The sequence below is a fragment of the Pseudomonas sp. JV449 genome (assembly GCF_032424295.1).
Classification (GTDB): domain Bacteria; phylum Pseudomonadota; class Gammaproteobacteria; order Pseudomonadales; family Pseudomonadaceae; genus Aquipseudomonas; species Aquipseudomonas marginalis.
On record NZ_VYKD01000032.1, the window covers coordinates 74,711 to 91,673 of the forward strand.

Consider the following 16,963-nt stretch of genomic DNA (forward strand, 5'->3'; position numbering starts at 1 on the left):
AAAAGCGTCAACGATAACGCGTGCTTCCTGAATGAAAGCGGCGCCTGTGAGTTTTTCGCGAGCAAGCTCGCTCCTACAAAAAGCCTTAAATGACTGGCATTAGGGCAAGCCCCATTTGGAGCACACTTCGATCCAGGTCAATGTTGCGCCTGTGACGCTGCCGTATACTTGCCGCCTGCCCCGTTGGAAGAGCCCATGAACAACATCGACCCCGCCCTGTTCGAAGAATGGATGATGACCGGCCTGGTCACTATCCTGATCATTTTCATGGGCTTTATCGTCTGGGACCTGGCGAAGAAATCCAAGGCCGGGCGCTTTGGTTCGTTCATCCTGTTTTTCGTATTGGGCCTGGGCGTGGCCGCGTTCATCATCAAGAGCGTGGTGATCGGCCTCATCGAGTCTGGCGCTTTATAAACGCGCAGGTACTTCCTTCCATTGGCCTTGGTCCAGGCCGTCGATTGTCCAATCGCCAATACGCACCCGCACCAGGCGCAAGGTCGGCAGGCCCACGGCGGCGGTCATGCGCCGAACCTGGCGATTACGCCCCTCTCGAATCACCAGCTCAAGCCAGTACGTCGGTAGGTTTTTGCGAAAGCGCACCGGCGGGTTGCGCGGCCATAACGCCGGTTCATCCAGACGCCGGGCCTCGGCGGGCAAGGTTTTGCCGTCGTTGAGTTCCACCCCGTCGCGCAGGCGTTGCAGCAATGCTTCGGTGGGTTCGCCTTCCACCTGCACCCAGTAGGTTTTCGCCAGCTTGTGCTTGGGGTCGGCAATACGCGCCTGCAACTGGCCGTCGTTGGTCAGCAACAACAGACCTTCGCTGTCACGGTCCAGGCGGCCTGCCGGGTAGATGCCGGGGATGTCGATAAAGTCCTTGAGCGTCGCGCGCCCGCCTTCGTCGCTGAACTGGGTCAGCACATCGAAGGGTTTATTGAACAGCACCAACTTCGGCTCGGCCGGTGGCGCCTTGGCAACACGGCGCGCGGCAGAATACGGAGGTTTCACGCCAGGGCGGCGCGAATCGGGACGGGTGGGACGGGACATGGCAAAGGAACATCTAACGGTCAGGACCGACAATGCTAGTGGCCTGACCGCTAAATGACCATCCCAACCGCTTAGCGGAACGGCGGCTCGTCGAAGCTGCGCAGTTTGCGCGAGTGCAGCGAGTTGAGTTCGGTACGCAACAGGTCCACCGCCTCGATGCCGATCTTCAAGTGCTGGCTGACCGCACGTTCGTAGAACGCGTTGGCCGAACCCGGCAGCTTGATCTCGCTGTGCAGCGGCTTGTCCGACACACACAACAACGTGCCGTACGGTACGCGCAAGCGGTAGCCCTGGGCAGCGATGGTGCCGCTTTCCATGTCCACCGCCACGGCGCGGGACAGGTTGATCAACGGCCGTTCCTGGGCCCAGCGCAGTTCCCAGTTGCGGTCGTCGTAGGTCAGCACGGTGCCGGTACGCAGGCGTTTTTTCAGCTCTTCGCCTTTCTCTCCGGTGACATTCGCCGCCGCCTGCTGCAAGGCCATCTGCACTTCGGCCAGGGCCGGGATCGGGATGTTCGGCGGTACCACCCGGTCGAGAATCCCATCGCGGCGCATATAAGCGTGGGCCAGTACGTAGTCGCCGATGGTCTGGGATTGGCGCAGGCCGCCACAGTGGCCAATCATCAGCCAGCAATGCGGACGCAGCACCGCCAGGTGGTCGGTGATGTTCTTGGCGTTGGACGGGCCGACACCGATGTTCACCAGGGTCACGCCGTGGCCATCGCTGGCCTGCAGGTGATAGGCCGGCATCTGGTAGCGGTGCCACACTACGCCGGCGGCAATCGCCGAGGCTTCGCCGTGGTCCATGCTCTTGTCGATGATGACGTTGCCCGGCAGCACCATGCGGATAAAACGCGGGTCGCTGCGCAATTGTTCCAGGCCATGCAGGATGAACTGGTCGACATAGCGGTGGTAGTTGGTCAGCAGGATCCACGGCTGCACATGGCGCCAGTCGCTGCCGGTGTAATGCACCAGCCGACGCAGGGAAAAGTCCACGCGCGCCGCATCGAACAGCGCCAGGGGCAGCGGGTCGGTGTTTTCCCAGTCATACAGGCCATCGGCGATGCCGTCAGTGGCGGCCGACAGGTCGGTGCTGGGGAACACGCGCGCCAAGGTCGCGGCGGTCACACCGGAGCCGGCCAGTTCGTCGCCCTGCTCCACTACGTAAGGGTATGGAATGTTTTGCTGGCTGACGCCCACTTCCACCGTCACGGTGAAGTCGTGCATCAGCGGCACCAGTTGTTCCAGCAAATACTTACGGAACGCCGCCGGATGCGTGACGGTTACGCTGTAGGTCCCAGGTAACTGGACCTTGGCATACGCCCGGGTAGTCTGTGGGACTTCGCCGTGGCAGTGGTAAGTCAGGCGCAGTTCCGGATAGCGAAACAGCGCGCGTTGTTCGGCGTCGGGTTCGACGCGGTCCTTGAGGTATTGCTTGAGGGCTTGATTGAGCGCGCCGGTAGCCCGCTCATGCAGGGCCGCCAGCCGATCCACGGCCTCTTCGGCGGTTTGAACGACAACAAAAGCTTCGGTCACGGTAAGCATCCTGTGTTCTGACTTGCAGGCCTTTATCTTGCCTGTATCCCTGTCAGACGCAAACCTTGAATTGGAGTGTCCTCTCAAGATGGCTGCAAGCCCCCTCCCACATTTGGACCGTGTTTATTCAGATACATTGGGGCTTGAGCGCGCGACGATGGCCCCGACATCGACGCCACGCGGCAAGGTGCCGTAGACGCGGCCAGACGACTGGCCCAAACGGCTGGCGATAAAACCATCGCTGACCGCCGCATGACCGGCCTCCAGCAGCAACTTGGCCTGTAGCGCCACGGCAATATCCTCGGTCAACTGCCGCGCGCGATACTGGATGTCCTGGGTGTCCATGAACGCCGACTTCAGGTGTTCGATATGCCGTGCCAGCTGCTTATCTCCATGCCCGTCACCGAGTTCGACAAACAGCGCTTCCAGCACACCGGGCTCCTTGGAGAGTGCGCGCAGCACGTCCAGGCATTGCACATTGCCGGAACCTTCCCATGTCGAATTCACCGGTGCCTCACGGTACAAGCGCGGCAGGATGCTGTCCTCCACGTAGCCCGCGCCGCCCATGCATTCGGCGGCTTCGTTGATCATTGCCGGGGCGCGCTTGCAGATCCAATACTTGCCCACCGCCGTCACCAGCCGAGCGAACTTGGCTTCCCGCTCATCGCCCAGATTGTCCAGGGCGCAGCCCATGCGCATGCTCAAGGCGAGCGAGGCTTCGCTTTCCAGAGCGAGGTCGGCCAGCACGTTTTGCATCAGCGGTTGCTCGCTGAGCACACGGCCACCGACCCGGCGATGAGCACAGTGATGGCTGGCCTGCGTCAGCGCCTGGCGCATCAAGGCACTGGAACCGACCATGCAATCGAAGCGGGTCATGGCGACCATCTCGATGATGGTCGGCACGCCACGCCCCTCTTCACCGATCATCCAGGCCAGGGCCCCACGAAACTCCACTTCACTGGACGCATTGGAGCAGTTGCCCAATTTGTTTTTCAGGCGCTGGATATAGAACTCGTTGCGGGTGTCATCCGGGCGGTGCCGGGGCAGCAGGAAACAGGTCAGGCCTTTGTCGGTCTGGGCCAGGGTCAGGAAGGCATCGCACATCGGCGCGGAGCAGAACCACTTGTGACCGACCAGTTCATAGGCTTGCCCGGGCCCGCCGGCGCCCACCGGATAGGCGCGGGTGGTGTTGGCGCGCACGTCGGTGCCGCCCTGCTTCTCGGTCATCGCCATGCCGATGGTTGCACCGGCCTTGTGGGCAATGCCGACATTGCGCGGGTCATAGTGGGTGCTGAGGATTTTCGGCAGCCAGGTCTGCGCCAGGTCCGGTTGCAAGCGCAGGGCCGGGACGCAAGCGAAGGTCATGGTCAGCGGGCAGCCGGTGCCGGCCTCAGCCTGGCTGTGCAGGTAGGTCATGGCCGCACGCGCCACATGGGCACCGGACTGTGGATGGGCCCACGGCAACGACGGCAGGCCATGCTCGACCGCGGAGCGCATCAGCTCGTGGTAGGCCGGGTGAAACTCCACCAGGTCGATGCGATGCCCATACCGGTCATGGCTGCTGAACACCGGTTTGTTCTGGTTGGCCAGGAACCCGGCCGCCATCAGCGGCCCGCCGGCCAACGCCCCGTAGGCATCGATGCGCGCCTGCGCCCAGCCGGCGCCAAAGCGCCGCGACCAGTCTTGCAGGGGCACGTCGATGCGGTACAGGTTGGTGCCGTCCAGGGAGGGCGGCTGGTTGGTGACGTCGTGGGTTTCGGCGAACTGATGCAGGTTCATGACGGGCCTCCTGGAAAAAGGCCCTGTCGAATGCACACCTACCCAGAAAGAAAGGCGCAGATCGATTGAGGCCGGTTTTTTCAGTTAAGCACCGTCATCCGGGTTAAAAAAGTGGCATACCCGCCGAATGCCCGGCGCTTTCGCCCTCGAGCGCGCTCAACAAGTGGCGCTCCAGTACCGCCTGCAGCGCCTCGAAGCGCACCGGCTTGGCCAGGCGGTCGGTGATGCCGATGCCATGACCGCGCTCTCGCTCGGACGTATTCAGCGACGTACTCAAGGCGATCACCGGCAATTCACCGCAGCCCGGCAGTGCACGGATCTGACAACACAACGAGAAGCCGCCTTCGGGCACATCCAGCAAGACCGCGTCGAAGCTTTGCCCCTGCAAGGCCGCCAACGCCGCCGGGCCGCTGTCCACGGTTTTCACCCGGTAACCCAGCTTGAGCAACATGCCGCGCACCACCAACTGGCCGACGCTGTTGTCATCCACCAGCAATACCGCGCAATCCTGGGGCGCGCGTTGCCGGCCGGGCGCCGGTTTTGCTTCCGGCGGCACCGGGCTGACGTTCACGTCCAGCTGGAAGCGGCTGCCCTTGTGCGGCTCGGAATGATGGGTAAGGCGCCCGCCCAACAGCTCGATCAATTGCCGGCAGATGGCCAGGCCGATGCCCAGGCCGCCATATTCGCGGGTCATGGAGCCATCGAGTTGGAAAAAGCGCTGGTACAAGGTCGCCTCGTCAAGGAAGGCGAAGCCGATACCGGTGTCGGTCACAATGAAGCTCAGGCGCACGCCGCCATCACTGTGAGGTACACCCACCACCCGCAGGCGCACGGAGCCTTCGCGGGTGAACTTGAAAGCGTTGTCCAGCAAGCAATCCAGGCACTGGAGCAGTTTGTCGGCGTCACCCACCACACGGTCCGGCAGCTCATCGGCCACATCGATGGAAAATGCCAGGCCTTTGCCTTGGGCACTGGTGGTAAATTGCTGGCGCAAGGTGTCGAGCACGCCGCGCAGGCTGAACACCCGAGGCTGGGCACTCAGGCGCCCGGCCTGCAACTCGGTGAGGGTGAGGATGCCGTTGACCATGCGCATCATGTCCCGTGCCGAACCGGCGGCCGTTTGCTGGTACTGCGCCAGGTCGTCGTCCAGCGACACCGTTTGCATCAGCTCAAGGGAGCCGATCACACCGTTCATGGGCGTGCGCAGTTCGTGGGTCAGCGTCGCGAGGAATTCATCCTTGAGACGGTTGCTGCGGGCCAGTTGCTGGTTGAGCACTTCGAGCTTCTGGCTGGCATCGAACAGGATCTGCGCCTGCTGCTCACGCATGGCATTGATACGGTCGGCGAGGGCCAGGGATAGCAGCGCCACTTCAATCGCCGAGCCGATCTGGCTGGCGTACATGGTGAGGAACACATTGGGCAGGTAGCCCAGTACCATCAGCGTGTTCACCACCCCGCCCAGCAGGAACGCCGACCACGCGATAATGAAATACCGCGCCACCCGCTGGCCGCAGTACCAGGCCTTGATGGCGGCGACGAAGATGGTCACGGTGAATACCAGCGCCAGGCCGGTCGCCAGGCGCAAGGCCAGGGCGTAGCTGGTCAGCAGCGCCAGCGCCATCACTACGCCGCCGCATACCGCCAGTGCCAGCAAGAGCCGGTTGAGCCAGCGGCTGTGCTGCGCGGTATGCAGGAAGCTGCGGGCGAACAGGCTGCCGAACAGCGCCGCCGAACCGATCAGCAACGGCACCGCCGCATTCGCCCACCACGGGTTGTTCGGCCAGAAGTACTGCACGGCCACGCCATTGACCGACAGTTGGTACAGGCCAAACGAGGCGATATAGAGGATGTAATACAGGTAGCTGGTGTCGCGCACGCTCAGGTAGATGAACAGGTTGTAGACCAGCATCCCCAGCAGGACGCCATAGATCACCCCCAGCACAGACAGGCGCAGCGGTTGTTGCTCCAGGTAAGCGGTGCCGGCCCAGAGCGTCAACGGCGCCTGGATCGAGCCCTCGCTTTGCAGGCGCAGGTAGAGCGTTTGCTGCTGGTCGGGCACGAAATTGAGCTTGAACAGGTAGTTGCTCTGGCTGACTTCACGACTGGAAAAAGGCAGCGCACTGCCGGTGCGGCTGGCCAGCCGATAGTTACCGGTGCCATCGTTCTGGTACAGGTCCAGATGATTCAGCGGCGGGTAAGCCAACTCCAGGAACCAGGTACGGGGGGCACGGGGGTCCTTGGCCACGTAATGCAGGTCGACCTTGAGCCAGAACACTGAGCGCGAATAGCCGGCGTTGAGGGTGGCGTTGTCATGGTGCTTGAATTGAGCAGCGTAGGCGGGGGAGCTTACTTCGGCGATGGTGAGGGCATCGGTCGGGTCTTCGAGCACTTGCATGGCTCGGCCCAGCGGCAGGCTTCGGGTGTCCTGGTTGAACTCGATGGCGCTGGCGAGCATCGGCAGCCCGCACAACAATAAGATCAGCAAATAGCGCATAGAGCCCCAGCGTGGCCTGTCCGGTTATGTCAAAAGCCCCCATTCCTTTTGAGAAGACGTACACCGGCGGTACAGTTAAGTTGTTTGAATCCACTTTAGCATAGCCGCTAAAGGCCATTGGACACCATTGAAATGATTTTTTGAACGGCTCTAGAACAAGGCTTTCAGCGCGTTTCATCGACGAGAAAACACCAAAAAAGCGGCGTTTTCGCGACAACATTCAACCATCGCCCGAAGGCCCCGCCAAAAGCGTTTGGTGGTAAGCTCGCGCACCATGAATATCTACAGCTCTCGCCCCGTTGTCCTCTGTCTCTCCGGCCATGATCCCAGTGGTGGCGCCGGCTTGCAGGCAGATATCGAAGCCCTGCTCGCCCAAGGCTGCCATGCGGCCCCGGCCGTCACTGCCCTGACCGTGCAGAACACCGTCAATGTCAGCGATTTCCGCGTACTGGACCGTGAGTGGGTACTGGCCCAGGCCAATGCCGTACTCGGTGACTCCGACGTGGCGGCGGTCAAGCTGGGCATGCTCGGCTCCACCGCAATGGTCGACACCGTGGTCGAACTGCTGCAGGCGCACCCGCACCTGCCGGTCGTGTGCGACCCGGTGCTGCGCGCCGGCGGCGGCGGCAGCCTGGGCAAGGACGAAGTCGGCTATGCCATGCGCGAGCGGCTGCTGCCGCTGTCGCTGATCGCCACGCCGAACCTGCCTGAAGCCCGTATCCTCGCCGAACTGCCCGAGGGCACCGCCGACGAATGCGCCGAGAAGCTGTTGCCGTTCATCAAGCACCTGTTGATCACCGGCGGCCATGGCGATGAGCACGAAGTGCACAACCGCCTCTACAGCCGTGATGGCACGCGCCAGACCTTTACCTGCCAGCGCCTGCCCGGCAGCTATCACGGTTCGGGCTGCACCCTGGCCAGCGCCCTGGCCGGACGGATCGCCCAAGGCGAAGGGCTGGTGAGTGCGGTGCAGTCGGCACTTAACTACACTTGGCGCACCCTGCGTGACGCCGAACAACTCGGCCAGGGCCAGTTCGTACCGCGCCGGCTGCCGCTGGATTTCTGCTCGTAACTATCTGCTCTTAACAGCAAGAGGCCTGCCCGATGAAACTACGTGGCCTTTACGCCATTACCGACAGCCAACTGTTGGCCGGCAAGTTCCTCGCCTATGTCGAAGCGGCATTGGACGGTGGCGTGACCCTGCTGCAGTACCGCGACAAAAGCAGCGACGAAGCCCGGCGCCTGCGCGAAGCGGAAAAACTGCGGGAGCTGTGCTCGCGCTACAAGACCCAGCTTATTATCAATGATGACTTCGACCTGGCCGCGCGCCTGGGCGTCGGCGTGCACCTGGGCCAGACCGATGGCCCACTGACGCCGGCCCGTGCGTTGCTCGGTTCCAAGGCGATCATCGGCGCCACCTGCCACGGCCAGATCGAACTGGCCGAACAGGCGGCAAAAGAAGGCGCCAGCTATGTCGCCTTCGGCCGCTTCTTCAATTCCAACACCAAGCCGGGCGCTCCGGCCGCCACCGTTGAAATGCTCGCCGAGGCCCGCAAGCGCCTGCATGTGCCGATCTGCGTGATCGGCGGCATCACCCTGGAAAACGCCGGACCGCTGGTGGCCCATGGTGCCGACCTGCTGGCCGTGGTCCACGGCCTGTTCGGTGCCGACAGTACCCAGGAAGTCACGCGCCGCGCCCGCGCCTTCAACGACCTTCTTAAAATTTCAGTTTAGAGAGCCCGATCATGTCTCGTTCCGAAACCCTGTTTGCCGATGCCCAGAAACACATCCCCGGCGGTGTGAACTCCCCCGTGCGTGCGTTCAAAAGCGTGGGCGGCACGCCGTTGTTCTTCAAGCATGCCGAAGGCGCCTACGTCACCGACGAAGATGACAAGCGCTACGTGGATTACGTCGGCTCCTGGGGCCCGATGATCCTCGGCCACAGCCACCCCGACGTGCTGGACGCAGTGCGCAGGCAACTGGAACACGGCCTGTCCTACGGCGCACCGACCGCCATGGAAACCGAGATGGCCGATCTGGTCTGCAGCATCGTGCCGTCGATGGAGATGGTGCGCATGGTCAGCTCCGGCACCGAAGCCACCATGAGTGCGATTCGCCTGGCCCGTGGTTTCACCGGCCGCGACAGCATCATCAAGTTCGAAGGCTGCTACCACGGCCATTCCGATAGCCTGCTGGTCAAAGCCGGTTCCGGCGCGCTGACCCAAGGCGTACCCAGCTCGGCCGGCGTACCGGCAGCGTTCGCCAAACACACCCTGACCCTGCCGTTCAACGACATCGGCGCCGTCGAGCAGATGCTCAGCGAAGTCGGCCAGGACGTAGCGTGCATCATCGTCGAGCCAGTGGCCGGCAACATGAACTGCGTGCCGCCCGCCCCGGGCTTTCTGCAAGGCCTGCGCGAACAGTGCGACAAGCACGGCGTGGTGCTGATTTTCGACGAAGTGATGACCGGCTTCCGCGTTGCCCTCGGCGGTGCCCAGGCGCACTACGGCGTCACGCCGGACCTCAGCACGTTCGGCAAGATCATCGGTGGCGGCATGCCCGTGGGCTGCTTCGGCGGCAAGCGCGGGATCATGCAGCACATCGCGCCGCTGGGCCCCGTGTACCAGGCCGGCACACTCTCGGGTAACCCGCTGGCCATGGCGGCCGGCCTGACCACCCTGCGCCTGATCAGCCGCCCGGGCTTCCACGCCGAGCTGACCGACTACACCACCCGCCTGCTGGACGGCCTGCAACAGCGCGCCGACGCCGCCGGTATCCCGTTCGTGACCACGCAAGCGGGCGGCATGTTTGGCCTGTACTTCAGTGGTGCCGATGACATCGTCACCTTTGATGATGTGATGGGCAGCGATGCCGACCTGTTCAAGCGCTTCTTCCACCTGATGCTGGAGGGCGGCGTGTACCTGGCACCGAGTGCCTTCGAAGCCGGCTTCACCTCGATCGCCCATGGCGATGCCGAGCTGAAACTGACACTGGATGCCGCCGAACGCGCCTTCGCCGCACTGAAATAAGCCGGAGCAAAAACCTGACGTCGCTGTGGGCGGCGTCAGATTTGCTACTTTGCCTACAGGGATTTCCTTATTTTTCCGAGAATTTACCTGCAATCCGGCAGATAACTTGCCCAAGCAGCAGAAAAACGAGTAAAGACTTTGTAAGCAGAGGCCTGCTTATTTCATAATGCGCGCTTATTGGATCCCGAGAGGGTCCGCGCGCCCCGTCAGAGGTAAGTCGATTCCCATGAAACGCACCGGCCGCACCCTGGTACTGGGCTGCCTGTTGCTCCTTCAGCCGCTGCTGGCACATGCCCAGGCAGGCGGCAACTCGTTGTTAATCCCAGCGATGGGTCGTTGCACCCTCAATACCCAGCCAGACAGCCAGGCCGAAGCCCTGAGCGCGTGTCAGAAACAGGCCGACGGTGGGGATGCGCAGGCGCAATACGAGTTGGGCGAGTACTACCACGACAGCAAAAACCCCGCCCGTGACCTCAACAAAGCCTTGAGCTACTTCGAGAAAGCCTCGCTGCAGGGCCACGCGCAGGCGCAGTTCCAGCTCGGCACCATGTTCTTCAAAGGCGAAGGCGTGCCGGCCAATAACGTCCAGGCCTATATCGTGCTGAAAATGGCCGCGGTCAACGGCGCCGAAGACGCGCTGGACACCGCCGACGAAGTCGCCGAGCACATGCAACGCGATGAATTGGAAGTGGCCACCCAAGTACTGGGGCAGATTTTCCGCAACTACCTGCTGGAACTGCAGAGTGCCGATGGGCGCTCGCCCTTCTCACCCCTGCCCTGACACCCAGCCTATTTCTCAGGCATCGGCATCGGAAACGGCATGACATTGCTCATGCCCCGGGCTTCGCTGATCTTCGGCGTGCCCAGGCGCTCGACTTCGTCGATGCGCACGATCGAATGCATCGGCACAAAACTGCGCACCACGCCTTCGAACTGGGCCTTGAGCTTTTCCTCGCCCGGGTCGACGACCAGCTGTGTGCGCTCGCCAAAGACGAACTCTTCCACTTCCAGGAAACCCCACAGATCACTTTGATAGATCTGCTTGGCGTACATTTCGAACACCTGGCCCTGGTTGAGGAAAATCACCTTATAGATTGGAGCTTCACGTTTGGTCATGGTGGGTGAGGAACACATGGGGGATATAAAAGAGGGCGCGAACTATAGCATGGCACCCGATGCACAGTGCTAGGAACCGATGGGCATGACCCCTATAATGCGCGGTTCTTTACCACCAGTTGACGATTCCCATGGCCAAGAAGCTTTATATCGAAACCCACGGTTGCCAGATGAACGAGTACGACAGCTCGCGCATGGTCGACCTGCTGGGTGAACACCAGGCCCTGGAAGTCACCGCCCGCGCCGAAGATGCCGACGTGATCCTGCTCAATACCTGCTCGATCCGCGAGCGGGCCCAGGACCGTGTGTACTCGCAGCTGGGCCGCTGGCGCGAATTGAAACTGGCCAACCCGGACATGGTGATCGCCGTCGGCGGTTGCGTGGCCAGCCAGGAAGGCGCCGCGATCCGCGACCGTGCGCCGTATGTCGACGTGGTCTTCGGCCCACAGACCCTGCACCGCCTGCCGGAAATGATCGACGCCGCACGCGTCACCAAGCTGCCCCAGGTCGACGTCTCGTTCCCGGAAATCGAAAAATTCGACCACTTGCCCGAGCCGCGTATCGACGGGCCGAGCGCCTACGTGTCGGTGATGGAAGGCTGCAGCAAGTACTGCACCTTCTGTGTGGTGCCCTACACCCGTGGTGAAGAGGTCAGCCGGCCGTTTGACGACGTGCTCGCAGAAATCATCCATCTGGCCGAAAACGGCGTGCGCGAAGTGACCCTGCTGGGCCAAAACGTCAACGGCTATCGCGGCCTGACCCACGACGGGCGCCTGGCTGACCTGGCGGAGTTGATCCGCGTGGTCGCTGCGGTGGATGGCATCGAACGCATTCGCTACACCACCTCGCACCCGCTGGAGTTCTCCGATAGCCTGATCCAGGCCCATGCCGACGTGCCGGAACTGGTCAAGCACCTGCATTTGCCGGTGCAATCGGGCTCGGACCGCATCCTCTCGGCGATGAAACGCAACCACACCGCCCTGGAATACAAATCCAAACTGCGTAAATTGCGCGCGGCGGTGCCAGGCATCTGCATCAGCTCGGACTTTATCGTCGGCTTCCCCGGCGAAACCGAGAAAGACTTCCAGCAGACCATGAAGCTGATCGAAGACGTCGGTTTCGACTTCTCCTACTCGTTCGTCTACAGCCAGCGCCCCGGCACCCCGGCGGCGGACCTGTTGGATGAAACGCCGGAAGCGCTGAAAAAAGAGCGCTTGAACGCGCTGCAACATCGCCTTAACCAGCAGGGTTTCGAGATCAGCCGACAAATGGTCGGCTCCATCCAGCGCATCCTGGTCACCGACTACTCGAAAAAAGACCCTGGCGAATTGCAGGGCCGCACCGAGAACAACCGGATCGTCAACTTCCGTTGCGATAATCCGACATTGATCGGTCAGTTTGCCGACGTGCACATCGATGCGGCGCAACCGCACTCGCTGCGCGGGTCGCTGGTGCAATAAACCAAGTTTCTGTAGGAGCGAGCTTGCTCGCGAAAAACCTGAGGGCACCGCGTATATTCAGGCTGCACGCGTTACCGTTGACGTTTTTCGCGAGCAAGCTCGCTCCTACAGAATCGCCGTCAGCCAATATGCTCCGTTTAAGTGCTTTCGCACCCGGCGTGCTGGCGTTATCCTCTCTTTCACTTAAACAGCCAAAGGGCGGCTAAAAGCAACCTTGAACGCACCCATAGCAGAACCCCATCGTTTTCTCCTCGAGCCCTTTGAGGCTCGCCGTTTCGCCAACCTGTGCGGACAGTTCGACGAGCACCTGCGCCTGATCGAACAACGCCTGAGCATCGAGATCCGCAATCGCGGCAATCAGTTCGAGCTCATTGGTGAACCCCAACACACCACGTCTGCAGAAAACCTGCTGCGCCGCCTCTACCGTGAAACCAAGGGTAGTGAGCTGTCGCCGGAAACGGTGCACCTGTACCTGCAGGAATCTGCCGTCGAAGACCTGGCCAACAACCCGGTGGCCGAAGCCAGCGTGGCCCTGCGCACCAAAAAAGGCATGATTCGCCCCCGCGGCTTGAATCAGCAGCGCTACGTCAAGGAAATCCTCGGCAACGACATCAACTTCGGCATCGGCCCGGCCGGTACCGGCAAGACCTACCTGGCCGTGGCCTGTGCGGTCGACGCCCTGGAGCGTGAGCAAGTACGCCGTATCCTGCTGGTGCGCCCAGCGGTCGAGGCCGGTGAAAAACTCGGCTTCCTGCCGGGCGACCTGGCCCAGAAGATCGACCCGTACCTGCGCCCGCTCTACGACGCACTGTACGAGATGCTCGGCTTTGAATACGTGGCCAAGCTGATCGAGCGCCAGGTGATCGAGATCGCCCCGCTGGCCTACATGCGCGGCCGCACCTTGAACAACAGCTTCATCATCCTCGACGAAAGCCAGAACACCACCGTCGAGCAGATGAAGATGTTCCTCACCCGTATCGGTTTCGGCTCCACCGCCGTGATCACCGGTGACGTCACCCAGGTCGACCTGCCCAAAGGCACCAAGTCCGGCCTGGCCCAGGTGATCGAGGTGCTCAAGGATGTGCCGGGTATCAGCTTCACGCACTTCATGCCCAAGGACGTGGTCCGCCACCCGCTGGTGCAGCGCATTGTCGAAGCCTACGAGCGCTTCGACCACCGCGATGACACACCGGCCAAGGACGTTCGCCGCGATGCTTGAGCTTGACCTGCAGCTGGCCACCGAAGCGCCCGCCCCCAGCGAAGAACAGTTCCGTCAATGGTGCGCCCTGGCCCTGCGCCAGCGCAGCGCCGACTCGGAACTGACCATCCGCCTGGTGGACGAGCCCGAGGGCCGCGAGCTGAACCACACCTGGCGCCAGAAGGACTACGCGACCAACGTGCTGTCGTTTCCCGCCGATGTACCCGATGAGTTGCTGGATATCCCCCTGCTGGGCGACCTGGTGATCTGCGTCGAGGTGGTCGAGCGTGAAGCGAAGGAACAAGGCAAGGAACTTGAGGCTCACTGGGCCCATCTAGTCATCCACGGCTGCTTGCATCTCTTGGGTTACGACCATATAGACGATGAAGAAGCCGAGGAAATGGAAGCACTGGAACGAACGTTGCTTGCAGAATTGGGTCACCCTGATCCATATGCAGACGACGAAAACTGATCAACACTCAACTGTCACATCAAAGGATTTAGAGTAATCGCTATGAGCGAAGACCGATCGAGCAACGGGCAAAAGTCATGGCTGGGTAAACTGACCCAGGCTTTTGCCCACGAGCCGAAAAACCGCCAGGAGCTGCTGGAGCTGCTGCGCGAGGCCCACCAGAATAAGTTGCTGGACAGCGAAGCGCTGGCCATCGTCGAAGGCGCCATCCAGGTGGCTGACCTGCAGGTTCGGGACATCATGGTCCCGCGCTCGCAGATGATCAGCATCAAGGCGACCCAGACCCCACGGGAATTCCTCCCGGCCGTGATCGACTCGGCGCACTCGCGCTACCCGGTGATCGGCGAAAGCCATGACGACGTCATGGGTGTCCTGCTGGCCAAGGACCTGCTGCCGCTGATCCTCAAGGAGAACGGTGACAGCTTCAACATCAAGGACCTGCTGCGCCCGGCCACCTTCGTGCCCGAATCCAAGCGCCTGAATGTGCTGCTGCGCGAATTTCGCGCCAACCACAATCACATGGCCATTGTGATCGACGAATACGGCGGCGTGGCGGGCCTGGTGACCATCGAAGACGTGCTGGAACAGATCGTCGGCGACATCGAGGATGAGCACGACGTCGAAGAAGACAGCTACATCAAGCCGCTGCCCAGCGGTGACTTCCTGGTCAAGGCGCTGACGCCGATCGAGAACTTCAACGAGTTCTTCGACAGCGAATTCTCCGACGACGAGTTCGACACCGTCGGTGGCCTGGTGATGAGTGCGTTCGGGCACCTGCCCAAGCGTAACGAAACCACCGAGATCGGCGCCTATCGCTTCCGCATCCTGAATGCCGACAGCCGCCGCATCCACTTGATTCGCCTGACACCTATTGCCCGCTAAGGATTGATATGCAGCGCCTAACCCGCCCCGGCTGGCCCGGTAATCTGCTGGCCGTGGTGGCCGGCGCCATCACCACCCTGGCGCTGGCGCCATTCGACCTGTGGCCGTTTGCATTGGTTGCGGTCGGATTGTTCTATGTCGGGCTGCGGGAGCTGACGCCGCGCCAGGCCCTGGGCCGTGGCTGGTGCTTCGGGTTCGGCCTGTTTGGCGCCGGCACCAGCTGGATCTACTACAGCATCCACCACTTCGGCGGCGCTTCGGTGCTGCTGGCGGGGTTTCTGATGCTGTTGTTTACCGCCGCCATTGCCTGGTTCTTCGCCCTGCCCGCGTGGTTATGGGCGCGCTGGCTGCGTCGCAATGAAGCGCCGTTGGCGGATGCGCTCACGTTTGCCGCGTTATGGGTCGGCCAGGAGGCCTTTCGCGGCTGGTTCCTCACCGGATTCCCGTGGCTGTACTCCGGTTACAGCCAGCTCGACGGCCCCCTCACCGGCCTGGCGCCAGTGGGCGGGATGTGGCTGATTTCCTTTGCCCTGGCGCTGACGGCGGCCCTGCTGTGCAACCTGCCACGCCTGCTGGCCGGCAAACGCAATGGGTTTATCGGCGCTGGCCTGGTGTTACTGGTAGCGCCCTGGGCCATCGGCCTGGCACTCAAGCATCATGCCTGGACCACGCCCTCGGGCGCGCCACTGACCGTCGCCGCGATCCAGGGCAACGTCGAACAAAGCATGAAGTGGGACCCCGAGCAGTTGAATGCGCAGCTCGCGCTGTACCGCGACATGAGCTTCAGCTCCAAGCCGGTCGACCTGCTGGTGTGGCCGGAAACGGCCGTGCCGGTGCTCAAGGAGTCCGTCGAGGGCTACCTGGGAATGATGGGTAAGTTTGCGGCTGACCGGCACACCGCGCTGATCACCGGCGTGCCGATTCGCCAGGAAGTGCATCACCAGAAGCGCTACTTCAACGGTATCACGGTGGTGGGTGAAGGTGACGGTACCTATCTCAAGCAGAAGCTGGTGCCGTTTGGCGAGTACGTGCCGCTGCAGGATATGCTGCGCGGCCTGATTGCCTTCTTTGACCTGCCCATGTCGGACTTCGCCCGTGGCCCTGCCGACCAGCCGATGCTGCAAGCCAAGGGCTATCAGATCGCGCCGTTCATTTGCTACGAAGTGGTGTACCCGGAGTTCGCAGCCGGCCTTTCCGCCCAGAGCGACCTGCTGCTGACCATCAGCAATGACACCTGGTTCGGCCGCTCCATCGGCCCGTTGCAGCACCTGCAAATGGCGCAGATGCGTGCGTTGGAGGCTGGCCGCTGGATGATCCGCGCCACCAATAATGGCGTGACCGGGTTGATCAACCCATTTGGGCAGATCACCGTGCAGATCCCGCAGTTCGAACGCGGTATCCTCTACGGCGAAGTGGTGCCGATGCACAACCTGACGCCGTACCTGCAATGGCGCTCGTGGCCGCTGATCATCGTGTGCCTGGTGCTGTTTGGTTGGGCCTTGCTGGCAGGCCGGATGGCCAAAACCGTTTAAGAGCCAACGCGAACAAAGTGTGGGAGGGGTGTAGAACCGTAGACATCGTTTACATCTGAAACCGGGGACATCGTTTACACATTTGAGGCCTGGACGCGGGTCATACCTCGTCCAAGCCTCCCCAAGGGATAATCACACAGGTACAAATCCCAAGCTTCATCTTCAGCTTCTTTGAGCCCTATCCTTTCCCCGGACAGCGCCTCGCTGATAAATACCAACTTGCCGTTCCACTTGATCGATCCGTCCTGCCTGACGCTTCGAACTTTCATTTCTGCCGGATATTCCACATCGGGCAAGCATCCTGGATAAATTCGGGTGGACGGCACATACAAGTCTCCCGGACGTTTCATGCCGAGCGCTTCGTGAGGGCGTACGTAATTAAACTCATGCCTGAAATGCTCCAGCAAAAGCTGCTGCTCGAC

General features: G+C 61.8%; 15 protein-coding genes and 1 pseudogene. 10 read left to right on the plus strand and 6 right to left on the minus strand.

Annotated features, from left to right (window positions below; translation table 11 throughout):
* Positions 1 to 204: 204 nt before the first annotated feature.
* Positions 205 to 414, plus strand: coding sequence for a DUF2788 domain-containing protein (locus F6S08_RS28040; protein ID WP_025999909.1), 210 nt, complete (start codon positions 205 to 207; stop codon positions 412 to 414).
* Here F6S08_RS28040 and F6S08_RS28045 read toward each other — a convergent pair.
* The 4 genes from F6S08_RS28045 to F6S08_RS28060 form a co-directional block, all read right to left on the minus strand.
* Positions 409 to 1,044, minus strand: a complete 636-nt coding sequence (locus F6S08_RS28045; protein ID WP_027605265.1) for a pseudouridine synthase — start codon at positions 1,042 to 1,044, stop codon at positions 409 to 411. The genes F6S08_RS28040 and F6S08_RS28045 overlap by 6 nt on opposite strands.
* Before the next feature lie 71 nt (positions 1,045 to 1,115).
* The gene (gene amn / locus F6S08_RS28050; RefSeq protein WP_024077553.1) at positions 1,116 to 2,588 is read right to left on the minus strand and encodes an AMP nucleosidase; all 1,473 of its coding nucleotides are present in this window, start codon (positions 2,586 to 2,588) and stop codon (positions 1,116 to 1,118) included.
* A 114-nt stretch (positions 2,589 to 2,702) separates the two neighbouring features.
* Positions 2,703 to 4,358, minus strand: coding sequence for an acyl-CoA dehydrogenase family protein (locus tag F6S08_RS28055; RefSeq protein WP_065946568.1), 1,656 nt, complete (start codon positions 4,356 to 4,358; stop codon positions 2,703 to 2,705).
* Between the two features lie 103 nt (positions 4,359 to 4,461).
* Positions 4,462 to 6,852 (minus strand): hybrid sensor histidine kinase/response regulator, encoded by a 2,391-nt coding sequence (locus F6S08_RS28060; RefSeq protein ID WP_065924983.1) that lies wholly within the window; start codon positions 6,850 to 6,852, stop codon positions 4,462 to 4,464.
* 274 nt (positions 6,853 to 7,126) lie between these two features.
* Here F6S08_RS28060 and F6S08_RS28065 point away from each other — a divergent pair, with 274 nt between their 5' ends.
* The 4 genes from F6S08_RS28065 (at position 7,127) to F6S08_RS28080 (ending at position 10,662) form a co-directional block, all read left to right on the plus strand.
* A complete protein-coding gene (locus F6S08_RS28065; protein ID WP_065924982.1) occupies positions 7,127 to 7,924 on the plus strand; it encodes a hydroxymethylpyrimidine/phosphomethylpyrimidine kinase in 798 nt (265 codons plus the stop codon).
* Positions 7,925 to 7,956: 32 nt separating this feature from the next.
* Entirely contained in the window at positions 7,957 to 8,586 is a 630-nt protein-coding gene (thiE, locus tag F6S08_RS28070; RefSeq protein ID WP_065924981.1) for a thiamine phosphate synthase, read from the plus strand.
* A gap of 11 nt (positions 8,587 to 8,597) precedes the next feature.
* Positions 8,598 to 9,881, plus strand: coding sequence for a glutamate-1-semialdehyde 2,1-aminomutase (gene hemL, locus F6S08_RS28075; RefSeq protein WP_315872648.1), 1,284 nt, complete (start codon positions 8,598 to 8,600; stop codon positions 9,879 to 9,881).
* Between the two features lie 226 nt (positions 9,882 to 10,107).
* Positions 10,108 to 10,662, plus strand: a complete 555-nt coding sequence (locus F6S08_RS28080; RefSeq protein ID WP_065924979.1) for a tetratricopeptide repeat protein — start codon at positions 10,108 to 10,110, stop codon at positions 10,660 to 10,662.
* Between the two features lie 8 nt (positions 10,663 to 10,670).
* Here F6S08_RS28080 and F6S08_RS28085 read toward each other — a convergent pair whose 3' ends face one another.
* The gene (locus F6S08_RS28085; RefSeq protein ID WP_003215457.1) at positions 10,671 to 10,997 is read right to left on the minus strand and encodes a DUF1820 family protein; all 327 of its coding nucleotides are present in this window, start codon (positions 10,995 to 10,997) and stop codon (positions 10,671 to 10,673) included.
* Positions 10,998 to 11,128: 131 nt separating this feature from the next.
* Here F6S08_RS28085 and miaB point away from each other — a divergent pair, with 131 nt between their 5' ends.
* From miaB to lnt, 5 genes are all read left to right on the plus strand, one after another.
* Positions 11,129 to 12,457, plus strand: a complete 1,329-nt coding sequence (miaB, locus tag F6S08_RS28090) for a tRNA (N6-isopentenyl adenosine(37)-C2)-methylthiotransferase MiaB (RefSeq protein ID WP_065924978.1) — start codon at positions 11,129 to 11,131, stop codon at positions 12,455 to 12,457.
* Positions 12,458 to 12,671: 214 nt separating this feature from the next.
* A complete protein-coding gene (locus F6S08_RS28095) occupies positions 12,672 to 13,676 on the plus strand; it encodes a PhoH family protein (RefSeq protein WP_065924977.1) in 1,005 nt (334 codons plus the stop codon).
* Positions 13,669 to 14,127, plus strand: a complete 459-nt coding sequence (gene ybeY / locus F6S08_RS28100; protein ID WP_027605250.1) for an rRNA maturation RNase YbeY — start codon at positions 13,669 to 13,671, stop codon at positions 14,125 to 14,127. Before F6S08_RS28095 ends, ybeY begins: the two co-directional genes overlap by 8 nt.
* Before the next feature lie 42 nt (positions 14,128 to 14,169).
* Entirely contained in the window at positions 14,170 to 15,009 is an 840-nt protein-coding gene (locus F6S08_RS28105) for an HlyC/CorC family transporter (RefSeq protein ID WP_005791724.1), read from the plus strand.
* Positions 15,010 to 15,017: 8 nt separating this feature from the next.
* On the plus strand, positions 15,018 to 16,541 hold the full coding sequence (gene lnt / locus F6S08_RS28110; RefSeq protein ID WP_065924976.1) for an apolipoprotein N-acyltransferase: 1,524 nt from the start codon (positions 15,018 to 15,020) through the stop codon (positions 16,539 to 16,541).
* Positions 16,542 to 16,615: 74 nt separating this feature from the next.
* Here lnt and F6S08_RS28115 read toward each other — a convergent pair.
* A pseudogene (locus tag F6S08_RS28115) lies at positions 16,616 to 16,963 on the minus strand (IS481 family transposase); the annotation flags it as partial.